The following is a 12,844-nucleotide window of genomic DNA, read 5'->3' on the forward strand; positions in this document are numbered from 1 at the left end:
TGAGCGTCCGATGACTAGTTTGCATGCCGACGAGGCCTTTCTCGGCCATTACCAGTTGAACCACGACCCCTTCGCTGCACGGGTGCCGGGTTTCAAATTCTTCCCCGCCCAGCGCAAGCCAGTGCTGGGCCAGCTGCATCACCTGGCTCGCTACAGCCATTTGCTGCTGGTGGTTACCGGCCCGCAGGGCAGCGGCAAGACCTTGCTGCGCCAGGCTCTGGTGGCCAGCACCAACAAGCAGTCGGTGCAGAGCGTGGTGGTTTCCGCCCGTGGCGCCAGCGATGCGGCCGCCCTGCTCGGTCAGGTCGCCCAGTCGCTGGGTGTGGCTCAGGCTGAAGTGCCGGAGATCCTTTCCCAGGTGGTGCAACTGGCATTGACCGGGCAGGAAGTCTATTTGCTGGTTGACGATGCGGAACAACTGGGCGAGTCGGCACTCCAAGCCTTGCTGGAGTTGGCGGCGGGCACTCCGGAAGGGCGTCCGCATGTATTCCTGTTTGGCGAGTCATCACTGATTGCCGGGCTGGACGAGCTCAATGCCGAGCAGGAGCGCTTTCATGTCATCGAGCTTGAGCCCTACAGCGAAGAAGAAACCCGTGAGTACCTCGAGCAGCGCCTGGAAGGTGCCGGGCGTGGTATCGAGGTGTTTACCAGCGAACAGATCGTTGATATCCACCAAAACTCTGACGGCTGGCCTGGGGCAATCAACCAGGTCGCCCGCGATACCTTGATCGAAGCCATGATCGCCAGCCGGACCACGGCGAAGCGACCATCTATGGGGTTCAATATGCCAAAGAAACATGTGCTGGCGCTGTCTGCAGTTGTTGTGGTCGCTGTTGCGGCTGCCGTGCTGATGCCGAAGAAAGGCGATCAGGCGCCCACGGCTCCTGCCGAGCAGGCGCAACTGCCGCTGGGCCAGGGCCAACCGGGCACTGCCCAGTCGAACAATGGCGGCCCGGCCATCGAATTTGCCGGCAACTCGCAACCGATGCCGCTGCCGCTGGTAGGCCAGTCGCAACCGGTCATGCGTGGCCCGCTGGCTGAATCAACCGGCATGGGCGAAGGCGAAGAGTCTACGCCGGCGGGTGAAACCGCGCTGCAGCCGCCGACCGTCACCGCCATCGCGCCTCCTGCGGGTGTCGCCGCAGGCCCGGCGCCAACACCTGCACAGCCTGTTGCCGCGGTGCAGCCGGTTGCACCGGTACAGCAACCGGTTGCTCCCGTTGTCAGTAAGCCGGTTGCACCTGTTGTCAAGCCTGCGCCTACCCAGGTTGCAACTGCCAAACCTGCACCCAAGCCTGCCGAGAAGCCGGCCGCCAAGCCAGCAGCTGGTGGTACCTGGTATGCCGGGCAGAAGCCGGGCAATTATGTTGTGCAAATCCTAGGCACCAGTTCCGAAGCGTCGGCTCAGGCCTACGTGAAGGCTCAAGGTGGCGACTATCGCTACTTCAAGAAAAACCTGCAGGGCAAGCCGCTGTATGTCATCACCTACGGCAACTTTGCCAGCCGTGATGCCGCCCTGGCTGCAATCAAAGCCTTGCCAGCCAAGGTCCAGGCTGGTAAACCTTGGCCACGTACCGTCGCCAGCGTCCAACAAGAACTGGCCTCGACCCGCTGACCTAGCCTGGTGGCACTACCCCCGCCACCTGCTGAGCGACTCCTGAACATCGGTCAAGCCTGCTGCGTACTGCGCGGCAGGCTTTTCTGTCCCAGACTGCCGGCCACAAGCCCATCTTGCAGTCCAGGCTGAAACGCTTCAGACTCAAGCCATGCCGTTACCACGGCGCACGCTTAAAAACATTCAAAAATGCGACATGGATTTGCGACATTTCGTCGTAAATTTGTGGGCTTCCCTGTCGCTGTGCAACAATGGCTCCCCTATTGCCCCCGCAAAGCTGGCATTCGTTCGGCGTGGATGGTAAGTGGTTGTACTAAAAAAGATTTGCCTTGGTGAGAGGCGAACCTGGTGAGAAAGTGTCTATGAAAACAGGTCTGTACCATCCCGAAGAATTCAAGGATAACTGTGGTTTCGGCCTGATCGCCCATATGACGGGCGAACCCAGCCACCACCTTTTGCAAACGGCCATCCAGGCCCTGACCTGCATGACCCACCGTGGTGGGATCAACGCCGACGGCAAGACCGGCGACGGTTGCGGTCTGCTCATGCAAAAGCCCGATCAGTTCCTGCGCGCCGTGGCCCGCGAACAGTTCGGCAATGAACTGCCCAAGCAGTACGCGGTCGGCATGGTGTTCTTCAATCAGGACAACGCCAAGGCTGAAGCGGCGCGCGACAACATGAACCGCGAGATCCTCGCGGCTGGTCTGCAACTGGTGGGCTGGCGCAAAGTCCCGATCGACACCAGCGTTCTCGGCCGCCTGGCTCTGGAGCGCCTGCCGCAGATCGAGCAAGTGTTCATCGGCGGCGACGGCCTGAGCGATCAGGAATTCGCGATCAAGCTGTTCAGCTCCCGTCGGCGCTCTTCGGTGGCCAACGCCGCCGATACCGAGCACTACATCTGCAGCTTTTCGCACAAGACCATCATCTACAAAGGCCTGATGATGCCGGCGGATCTTACCGCCTTCTATCCGGACCTGAGCGACGAGCGCCTGCAAACCGCGATCTGCGTGTTCCACCAGCGCTTTTCGACCAACACCCTGCCGAAATGGCCGCTGGCGCAGCCGTTCCGCTTCCTCGCCCACAACGGCGAGATCAACACCATCACCGGCAACCGCAACTGGGCTCAGGCCCGTCGCACCAAGTTCGCCAACGACCTGATCCCGGACCTGGAAGAGCTAGGCCCGCTGGTCAACCGCGTCGGTTCCGACTCCTCGAGCATGGACAACATGCTCGAACTGATGGTCACCGGCGGCATTGACCTGTTCCGTGGCGTGCGGATGATCATTCCGCCGGCGTGGCAGAACGTCGAGACCATGGACGCCGACCTGCGCGCCTTCTACGAATACAACTCCATGCACATGGAAGCGTGGGACGGCCCGGCTGGCGTGGTGCTCACCGAAGGTCGCCACGCGGTGTGCCTGCTCGACCGTAACGGTCTGCGTCCGGCGCGCTGGGTCACCACCAAGAACGGCTACATCACCCTGGCGTCGGAAATCGGCGTATGGGATTACAAGCCCGAAGATGTTATCGCCAAGGGCCGCGTCGGCCCGGGGCAGATCTTCGCCGTGGACACCGAAACCGGGCAGATCCTCGACACCGATGCCATCGACAACCGTCTGAAGTCGCGCCACCCGTACAAGCGCTGGCTGCGCCAGAATGCCTTGCGCATCCAGGCCGACCTCAGCGACGACCAGGGCGTGGCCAGCTATGACGCTGACCAGCTCAAGCAGTACATGAAGATGTTCCAGGTCACCTTCGAGGAGCGTGATCAGGTCCTGCGTCCGCTCGGTGAGCAAGGTCAGGAAGCAGTCGGCTCGATGGGCGATGACACGCCGATGGCGATCCTTTCGCAGCGCGTGCGTTCGACCTACGACTACTTCCGCCAGCAGTTCGCCCAGGTCACCAACCCGCCGATCGACCCGCTGCGTGAAGCGATCGTCATGTCGCTGGAGATCTGCCTGGGTGCCGAGCGCAATATCTTCCAGGAATCTCCCGAGCACGCTTCGCGGGTGATCCTCAGCTCGCCGGTGATCTCGCCGGCCAAGTGGCGCTCGCTGATGAACCTCGACCGCCCCGGCTTCGAGCGTCAGCTGATCGACCTCAACTATGCCGAAGGCCTTGGCCTGGAAGCTGCGGTGCGCAACATCGCCGACCAGGCTGAAGAAGCCGTGCGCAGCGGCAAGACTCAACTGGTGCTGAGCGACCGTCATATAGCCCCGGGCAAGCTGCCGGTGCATGCGTCGCTGGCGGTGGGTGCCGTGCATCACCGCCTGACCGAGCTGGGCCTGCGTTGCGACAGCAACATCCTGGTTGAAACCGCCACTGCCCGCGACCCGCATCACTTCGCCGTGCTGATCGGTTTCGGTGCCTCGGCCGTCTATCCGTACCTGGCCTACGAAGTACTGTCCGACCTGATCCGCACCGGCGAAGTGCTCGGTGACCTGGATGAGGTGTTCAAGTACTACCGCAAGGGCATCTCCAAGGGCCTGTTGAAGATCCTCTCGAAGATGGGCATCTCGACCGTGGGTTCCTATCGGGGTGCGCAACTGTTCGAGGCCGTCGGCCTGTCCGAGGAAGTCGTCCAGCTGAGTTTCCGTGGCGTTGCCAGCCGCCTCAAAGGCGCACGTTTCGTCGACATCGAGAACGAGCAGAAGCTGCTCGCCGCCGAAGCCTGGAGCGCGCGCAAGCCGATCCAGCAGGGTGGCTTGCTGAAATTCGTCCACGGTGGCGAATACCACGCCTACAACCCGGATGTGGTCAATACCCTGCAGGCCGCCGTGCAGCAGGGCGACTACGCCAAGTTCAAGGAATACACCGCGCTGGTCGACAAGCGTCCGGTATCGATGATCCGCGACCTGCTCAAGGTGAAAACCCTGGAGCAGCCGCTGGAGATGAGCGAGATCGAACCGCTGGAAGCCATCCTCAAGCGTTTCGACTCCGCCGGTATCTCCCTCGGCGCGCTGTCGCCGGAAGCTCATGAAGCCCTGGCCGAGGCGATGAACCGCCTGGGCGCGCGCTCCAACTCCGGTGAGGGCGGCGAAGACCCGGCCCGCTATGGCACCATCAGGAGCTCGAAAATCAAACAGGTGGCCACCGGCCGCTTTGGCGTTACCCCCGAGTACCTGGTCAACGCCGAAGTGCTGCAGATCAAGGTGGCCCAGGGCGCCAAACCGGGTGAAGGCGGGCAACTGCCAGGCGGCAAGGTCAACGGCCTGATCGCTCGGCTGCGCTATGCCGTGCCTGGTGTGACCCTGATCTCGCCACCGCCGCACCACGACATCTACTCGATCGAAGACCTCTCGCAACTGATCTTCGACCTCAAGCAGGTCAACCCGCAGGCGCTAGTCTCGGTCAAGCTGGTGGCAGAAGCCGGCGTCGGTACCATCGCCGCCGGTGTGGCCAAGGCCTACGCTGACCTGATCACCATCTCCGGTTACGACGGTGGTACCGGCGCTTCGCCGCTGACCTCGATCAAGTACGCCGGCGCGCCGTGGGAATTGGGACTGGCTGAAACCCACCAGACCCTGCGCGGCAACGACTTGCGCGGCAAGGTCCGGGTGCAGACCGACGGCGGCCTGAAAACCGGCCTGGATGTGATCAAGGCGGCGATTCTCGGCGCCGAAAGCTTCGGCTTCGGCACCGCACCGATGATCGCCCTGGGCTGCAAGTACCTGCGTATCTGTCACCTGAACAACTGCGCCACCGGCGTTGCCACCCAGAACGACAAGCTGCGCAAGGATCACTACATCGGCACCGTCGACATGGTGGTGAATTTCTTCACCTACGTCGCCGAAGAGACCCGTGAATGGCTGGCCAAGCTCGGCGTGCGCAGCCTCGGCGAGCTGATTGGGCGTACCGACCTGCTGGAAATGCTCCCCGGCGAAACCGAGAAGCAGAAGCACCTGGACCTCAGCCCGCTGCTGGGCAGCCCGCACGTGCCGGCCGACAAGCCGCAGTTCTGTGAAGTCGAGCGCAACCCTCCGTTCGACAAGGGCGTGCTGGCCGAGAAGATGGTCGGCATGGCGCTGCCAGCCATTCGCGACCTGTCGGGCGCCGAGTTCGCCCTGGATATCTGCAACTGCGACCGTTCCATCGGCGCGCGGATCTCCGGCGAAATCGCCCGCCTGCACGGTAACCAGGGCATGGCCAAGGCACCGATCACCTTCCGCTTCAAGGGCACTGCCGGGCAGAGCTTCGGGGTGTGGAACGCCGGTGGCCTGAACATGTACCTCGAAGGTGATGCCAACGACTACGTCGGTAAAGGCATGACCGGTGGCAAGCTGGTGATCGTGCCGCCTGTGGGCAGCCCGTTCGCCACCCAGCACAGCGCCATCATCGGCAACACCTGCCTGTACGGTGCCACTGGCGGCAAGCTGTTCGCCGCAGGTACCGCGGGCGAGCGCTTTGCCGTGCGCAACTCCGGTGCCCACGCGATTGTCGAGGGCACAGGCGATCACTGCTGTGAATACATGACCGGTGGCTTTGTCTGCGTTCTGGGCAAGACCGGTTACAACTTCGGCTCGGGCATGACCGGTGGTTTTGCCTATGTACTGGACATGGACAACAGCTTCGTCGACAAGCTCAACCATGAACTGGTCGAGATCCAGCGCATCAGCGGCGAGGCCATGGAGGCTTATCGCAGCCACCTGTCACGCGTGCTGGCTGAATACGTCGAAGAAACCAACAGCGAATGGGGGCGTGAGCTCTGGGAAAACCTGGACGACTACGTGCGGCGCTTCTGGCTGGTCAAGCCCAAGGCGGCCAACCTGAAGAACCTGCTGTCCAGCACCCGTGCCAACCCGCAGTGATATGCGCCTGAAGAGTTTGATGAGGTTTTGAACATGGCTGAACGTCTGAGTAATGACTTCCAGTTCATCGAGGTCGGGCGCAAGGATCCGAAGAAGAAACTGTTGCGTCAACGCAAGAAAGAGTTCGTGGAAATCTACGAACCCTTCAAACCCCAGCAGTCGGCCGAGCAGGCCCACCGCTGCCTGGGCTGTGGCAACCCGTACTGCGAGTGGAAGTGCCCGGTGCACAACTTCATCCCCAACTGGTTGAAGCTGGTCTCCGAAGGCAACATCCTCGCCGCCGCGGAGCTGTCGCACCAGACCAACACCCTGCCGGAAGTCTGCGGCCGGGTGTGCCCGCAGGACCGCCTGTGCGAGGGTGCCTGCACCCTCAACGACGGCTTCGGCGCGGTGACCATCGGTTCGGTAGAGAAGTACATCACCGACACCGCCTTCGCCATGGGCTGGCGCCCGGACATGTCCAAGGTCAAGCCGACTGGCAAGCGCGTTGCCATTATCGGTGCCGGCCCAGCGGGCCTGGGCTGTGCCGACGTGCTGGTGCGCGGCGGGGTGACTCCGGTGGTGTTCGACCGCAACCCGGAAATCGGTGGCCTGCTGACCTTCGGCATCCCCGAGTTCAAGCTGGAAAAGACCGTGCTGAGCAATCGCCGCGAAGTCTTCACCGGCATGGGCATCGAGTTTCGCCTCAACACCGAGGTGGGCAAGGATGTCAGCATGGAGCAACTGCTCGAAGAATACGACGCAGTGTTCATGGGCATGGGCACCTACACCTACATGAAGGGCGGTTTCCCGGGTGAAGACCTGCCGGGCGTGCACGATGCCCTGGACTTTCTGGTGGCCAACGTCAACCGCAACCTGGGCTTTGAAAAGTCGCCGGAAGATTTCGTCGACATGAAGGGCAAGAAGGTCGTGGTGCTCGGAGGCGGCGACACGGCGATGGACTGCAACCGCACCTCCATCCGCCAGGGGGCCAAGGCTGTGACCTGTGCCTACCGTCGTGACGAGGCGAACATGCCTGGCTCGCGCAAAGAGGTGAAGAACGCCAAGGAAGAGGGCGTGAAGTTCCTCTACAACCGCCAGCCGATTGCGATTGTCGGCGAAGACAAGGTTGAGGGTGTGAAGGTGGTCGAGACCCGTCTCGGCGAGCCCGACGCCCGGGGTCGCCGTAGCCCCGAGCCGATTCCGGGTTCCGAAGAGATCATCCCGGCCGATGCCGTGGTCATCGCCTTCGGCTTCCGTCCGAGCCCGGCGCCATGGTTCGAGCAGTTCAGCATCCAGACCGACAGCCAGGGCCGCGTGGTGGCGCCGGAGAAGAACACCTACAAGCACCAGACCAGCAACCCGAAGATTTTCGCCGGTGGCGACATGGTCCGCGGTTCTGACCTGGTGGTGACGGCGATCTTCGAGGGGCGCAATGCTGCCGAGGGGATTCTGGATTACCTCGGGGTCTGATAGGGCCTCATCGCTGGCTTGCCAGCGATGCTTTTAACTAAATCTATTGACCTGTCACAAGTCGATAGACAAAAGGCACGGTTGATACCGTGCCTTTTACGTTGGGCTCTGAGAAAATGCCCCCACTTTTTTTCCGGATGCCGACATGACTGCCTTGAAGAACGATCGTTTTCTGCGCGCCCTGCTCAAGCAACCCGTAGACGTCACCCCAGTGTGGATGATGCGCCAGGCCGGCCGCTACCTGCCGGAGTACCGTGCCAGCCGTGCCAAGGCCGGCGACTTCATGAGCCTGTGCATGAACCCGCAGTTCGCCTGCGAGGTCACGATGCAGCCACTGGACCGCTACCCGCTGGACGCCGCGATCCTGTTCTCGGACATCCTCACCATTCCTGACGCCATGGGCCAGGGCCTGTACTTCGAAACCGGCGAAGGCCCACGTTTCAAGAAGGTCATCAGCACCCTGGCTGACATCGAGGCACTGCCGATCCCCGATCCGCAAAAGGACCTGGGTTATGTCATGGACGCGGTCAGCACCATCCGCCGCGAGCTCAACGGCCGTGTGCCACTGATCGGCTTCTCCGGCAGCCCCTGGACCCTGGCCACCTACATGGTCGAAGGCGGCTCGTCGAAAGACTTCCGCAAGACCAAGGCCATGCTCTACGACAACCCGCAGGCCATGCACCTGCTGCTCGACAAGCTCGCGCAGTCGGTCATCAGCTACCTCAACGGGCAGATCCTCGCGGGCGCGCAAGCGGTGCAGATCTTCGACACCTGGGGTGGCAACCTGTCGGCGGCGGCGTACCAGGAGTTCTCCCTGGCCTACATGCGCAAGATCGTCAGCGGCCTGATCCGCGAGCACGAAGGACGCAAGGTGCCGGTCATTCTCTTCACCAAGAACGGCGGCCTGTGGTTGGAAAGCATTGCCGATGCCGGCGCTGATGCCCTGGGCCTGGACTGGACCTGCGACCTCGGCGAAGCGCGCCAGCGCGTCGGCAGCAAGGTCGCCCTGCAGGGCAACATGGACCCGACCGTGCTGTACGCCAAGCCTGAGGCCATTCGTGCTGAAGTCGGGCGCATCCTTGCCAGCTATGGGCATGGCACTGGCCACGTGTTCAACCTCGGCCATGGCATTACCCCGGAAGTCGACCCGGAGCACGCCGGCGCGTTCATCAACGCCGTGCACGAGCTGTCGGCGCAGTATCACCAGTAAACAGCGCTGCAGACAAAAACGCCCGGCACATGCCGGGCGTTTTGCTATTAAGGTTCAATTCAGCCTGCCTGGGTAATCTGGCTCCATCGAAACCCAGACAGGATCTTCACCATGAAAACTCGCTACCTCGCTCTGCTGCTTGCCCCGCTGTTCAGCACCGCTGCCCTGGCCGCCGGCTACACCGGCCCTGGCGCCCAGCCGGTGACCACGGTTGCCGCCGCCCACGACGCTGCTGATGACACCCCGGTTGTGCTGCAAGGCTACGTGGTGAAAAAGGTGAACAACGATGACAAGTACGAGTTCAAGGACACCACCGGCACCATCACCGTCGAGATCGACAATGAAGACCTGCCGCCCGTAGCCTTCAACGACAAGACCAAGGTCAAGCTGACAGGTGAAGTCGAGAAGCACCTGATGAGCCGTGAAGTGGATGTTGATTTGGTTGAAGTGATCAACTGAGTCAGTGGGGCTACTTCGTAGCCCATCGCTGGCAAGCCAGCTCCCACGCGATCCCTGTGGGAGCTGGCTTGCCAGCGATGGGTCGCAAAGCGGCCCCGCTGTTCAGGCCTTGGCCGGCAATCGGCTCAAGTGCACAGCCACCAGCAAAGCCACCACCAGCAGGCTGCCAATGAACAGCCCAATCCCGTTCCACCCCGCCTGATGCCAGAACACCCCGCCCGCCGTCCCCGCGACACTCGACCCCGCGTAGTAACTGAACAGATACAAGGACGATGCCTGCCCCTTGGCCTTTATCGCCCGGCGGCCGATCCAGCTACTGGCCACCGAATGGGCGCCGAAAAAGCCGAAGGTGAACACCAGCATGCCGACGATAATCACCAGTAACGGGCTGAGCAGGGTCATCAACAAACCGCTGAACATCAGCACAATCGTTGCCCAGAACACCTTGCGTCGGCCCAGCTTGTCGGCCAGGGCGCCGATTTGCGCCGAGCTGTAGATGCCTGACAGGTACACCACCGACAGCAGGGCGACCAGTGCCTGGCTCATGTGGTACGGCTCCGCCAGCAGGCGATAGCCGATATAGTTGAACAGGGTGACGAATGCACCCATCAGCAAGAAGGCTTCAAGGAACAACCACGGCAGGCCAGCATCGCGAAAGTGCAGAGTAAAACCATCGAGCAGGCTGCGTGGGTGCAGCGAGCGCGGGCGGAAGTTGCGTGATTCCGGGAGGATTTTCCAGAATACCGCCGCAGCAATCAGCGCCAGGCCACCGATTACCAACAATGCAGTGTGCCAACTGACAAAGTCGATCAGTACTCCGGTAATCAACCGTCCACTCATACCGCCAATGGCATTGCCACCGATGTACAAGCCCATCGCCAGGCCGATGTGCTGAGGATGGATCTCTTCACTCAGGTAGGTCATGGCCACCGCCGCCAGGCCGCTCAGTGACAGCCCGAGCAGCGCGCGGGACAGCAGCACAGCGTGCCAGCTGGGCATCAGCGCGCTGACAATAGTGCACAGCGCTGCACAAAACAGGGCGAAAACCATCACCGGCTTGCGCCCGATACGGTCGGAGATCGGCCCGGTGATCAGCAGGCCGAACGCCAGCGTGCCAGTGGACACCGAGAGGATCAGGCTGCTTTGCGCGGCGCTGATCGAAAACTCCTGGGACAGCAGCGGCATCATCGGTTGCACGCAATACAACAAGGCAAAGGTGGCAAAACCACCGCAGAACAGTGCCAGCACCGTGCGTAAAAAGGCCGGGGTGCCTTTCTCGATCCAGCTTTCGTTGAGGGTGGCGACAATCTCGTCGAGAGGAGCCGGGGGCAGTTCGTGGATGTGTGGCGCAACAGCAGTTTTCACAGGGAACCTCGGGGGGCACTACGGCCTGTCAGGCAGTGAAAAAAGCATATAGCTGGCTAATGATCATTTCCAATATATTGTTCGACCTGTTTAAGAGGTTTTACGACCTATTGGAGCCGCCATGGAATTGCGACACCTGCGCTACTTCATCGCTGTTGCCGAAGAGCTGCATTTTGGCCGTGCGGCGCAGAACCTGGGGATCTCCCAGCCACCGTTGAGCCAGCAGATCCAGGCCCTGGAACAGGAGCTTGGCGCGCGCCTGTTCGAGCGGACCAATCGGCGGGTCGAGCTCAGCGAGGCCGGGCGCTTGTTCCTTGAGGAGGCACGGCTGGTGCTGGCACAAGTGGACAAGGCTGCTGATGTGGCGCGGCGTGCGCAATTGGGTGAGCTGGGTGAGATGAAGATTGGCTTCACCTCCTCGGCGCCGTTCAATTCGAGTATTCCCAAGGCGATTCACGCCTTTCGCCAGCGTTTTCCGGCTGTGCACCTGAACCTCAAGGAAATGAGCAGCCGCGACGTGGCCGATGCCTTGCTCGACGAGTCAATCGAAGTCGGCCTGATGCGACCGTTGGCGTTGCCCGAAAGCCTGAATGTCGTCGAGCTGTTTCGCGAGCCGTTGGTGGCGGTGATCAATGCTGCCCACCCCTTGGCTCAAGGCAGCGAAACGGGGCTGAACATGGCGGCCCTGGCTCATGAGCCGTTCGTTTTCTTCCCACGCAGCTATGGCAGTGGCTTGCATGCGCAGTTGTTGAGCCTGGCACGTCAAGCCGGGTTCAGTCCGCATTTTGCCCAGGAGGCGGGGGAGGCGATGACCATCATCGGCCTGGTGGCAGCGGGGTTGGGGGTGTCGGTATTGCCGGCCTCGTTCCAGCGTATGCGCATCGACGGCGTGGTGTACCGGACCCTGCTCGACGACGATGCAGTGACTGCAGTGTGGCTGGTGCAGCGCCGCGATGCGCCGTCGGCGATGGCCAGGGCCTTTGCCGAGTTACTGACCCGGCAGGCCCTGGAGCGCGCTTGAGTTACTGGACCTTGGCCAGGTCGCCTTTGAGCGCAACGCCAGCCATGACTGCGCCGGCGTGGCATTCATAGGTGCTGGCGTCCTTGCGCTCGTTGCGCTTGTAGTAGCTGCTGATGTTGGTCACGGCGTTGGCGCCGACCTTGCGTGCGGCGTCCTGCATAGTCAGCAGCGCCGATTGCAGGGCCCATTCGCAGGCTGCTTCGTCAGTCTTGTTGAAGGCGTTGGTTTTCTTGTTGGTGATCGCCGCCGGGCTGAGCACGGTGACCTTGCCCTTGGGCTGCACACCGGCCAGGTAGAACTTCACCGAACCGTCGAGCTTGTGCTCGGCGGTCATCTGCGCCACGACTTTCTCGAACGGCAGGTAGTGGGTAGTGTCACGGGCCTGGCTGAGGCCCGGCAGGGCGCAGAGCAGCAGGGCGGTGGTGGCGGTCCAGGTCTTCAGACGCATTATGTCGTTCCTTGATTATTCAACAGTGTTCGAATGCTGTTCGTTGAGGGCGCGTTGCACGATGTTTTGCGCTTCCACCCGCTTCAGTTCTTGCAGGATGTTCTTGTCGAGGTTGTTCACCCAACGGTTGTAGTTGCGGTGAATCTTGCCGTCCTTGTAGCCCATCTCGCGGCTGTCGCGGTAGTTGATGCGAAAGTTGCTGACGCTGTAGCGGATGTCGACGGCGGCGTAGAAGGTGTTGCGCACCAGGATGTCGGCCTGGATCAGGTTCGGGGTGATCGTGCGTGCAGTCCAGCCACGCTCAGCTACAGCCTTGAGGATGGCCTGCTGGACTTGCTGGTTGCTGTAGTTGTGGCCGACCACAAGCTGTTCTTGCGGGGTCAGTACCGGTTTCGAGGTACAGCCCGCGAGGCCCGCCAGGGCCAGGCCAAGCACAGCGGCGCGAATCAATGAAGACATTCCTTTC

At 61.8% G+C, this 12,844-nt stretch carries 9 protein-coding genes; 6 read left to right on the forward strand and 3 right to left on the reverse strand.

Translation table 11 applies throughout. The annotated features are described in order from the left end of the window. Positions 1-10: 10 nt before the first annotated feature. From M5G17_RS09825 to M5G17_RS09845, 5 genes are all read left to right on the forward strand, one after another. Positions 11-1,615 carry an SPOR domain-containing protein gene (locus M5G17_RS09825; protein ID WP_273892735.1) on the forward strand — a complete coding sequence of 535 codons (1,605 nt, stop codon included), beginning with the start codon at positions 11-13 and terminating at the stop codon, positions 1,613-1,615. A gap of 362 nt (positions 1,616-1,977) precedes the next feature. After that, positions 1,978-6,423 carry a glutamate synthase large subunit gene (gene gltB, locus M5G17_RS09830; protein ID WP_273892736.1) on the forward strand — a complete coding sequence of 1,482 codons (4,446 nt, stop codon included), beginning with the start codon at positions 1,978-1,980 and terminating at the stop codon, positions 6,421-6,423. Between the two features lie 33 nt (positions 6,424-6,456). Further along, positions 6,457-7,875 (forward strand): FAD-dependent oxidoreductase, encoded by a 1,419-nt coding sequence (locus M5G17_RS09835; RefSeq protein WP_045193948.1) that lies wholly within the window; start codon positions 6,457-6,459, stop codon positions 7,873-7,875. Positions 7,876-8,020: 145 nt separating this feature from the next. Further along, complete coding sequence (gene hemE, locus M5G17_RS09840; RefSeq protein ID WP_273892737.1) at positions 8,021-9,085, forward strand: uroporphyrinogen decarboxylase; 1,065 nt, start codon at positions 8,021-8,023, stop codon at positions 9,083-9,085. 111 nt (positions 9,086-9,196) lie between these two features. After that, positions 9,197-9,544, forward strand: coding sequence for a YgiW/YdeI family stress tolerance OB fold protein (locus M5G17_RS09845; RefSeq protein ID WP_273892738.1), 348 nt, complete (start codon positions 9,197-9,199; stop codon positions 9,542-9,544). 102 nt (positions 9,545-9,646) lie between these two features. Here the strand turns inward: M5G17_RS09845 and M5G17_RS09850 are convergent, their stop codons facing one another. After that, complete coding sequence (locus M5G17_RS09850) at positions 9,647-10,885, reverse strand: MFS transporter (protein WP_273892920.1); 1,239 nt, start codon at positions 10,883-10,885, stop codon at positions 9,647-9,649. 145 nt (positions 10,886-11,030) lie between these two features. On the opposite strand from M5G17_RS09850, the gene M5G17_RS09855 reads away from it, so the two are divergent. Beyond that, the gene (locus M5G17_RS09855; protein ID WP_273892739.1) at positions 11,031-11,930 is read left to right on the forward strand and encodes a LysR family transcriptional regulator; all 900 of its coding nucleotides are present in this window, start codon (positions 11,031-11,033) and stop codon (positions 11,928-11,930) included. 1 nt (position 11,931) lies between these two features. Here M5G17_RS09855 and M5G17_RS09860 read toward each other — a convergent pair whose 3' ends face one another. Together M5G17_RS09860 and M5G17_RS09865 are read right to left on the reverse strand one after the other, a co-directional pair. Continuing rightward, the gene (locus tag M5G17_RS09860) at positions 11,932-12,378 is read right to left on the reverse strand and encodes an excinuclease (protein WP_273892740.1); all 447 of its coding nucleotides are present in this window, start codon (positions 12,376-12,378) and stop codon (positions 11,932-11,934) included. A gap of 15 nt (positions 12,379-12,393) precedes the next feature. Next, complete coding sequence (locus M5G17_RS09865) at positions 12,394-12,837, reverse strand: hypothetical protein (protein WP_273892741.1); 444 nt, start codon at positions 12,835-12,837, stop codon at positions 12,394-12,396. Positions 12,838-12,844: the final 7 nt, after the last annotated feature.

The sequence above is a fragment of the Pseudomonas rubra genome (assembly GCF_028656935.1).
Classification (GTDB): domain Bacteria; phylum Pseudomonadota; class Gammaproteobacteria; order Pseudomonadales; family Pseudomonadaceae; genus Aquipseudomonas; species Aquipseudomonas rubra.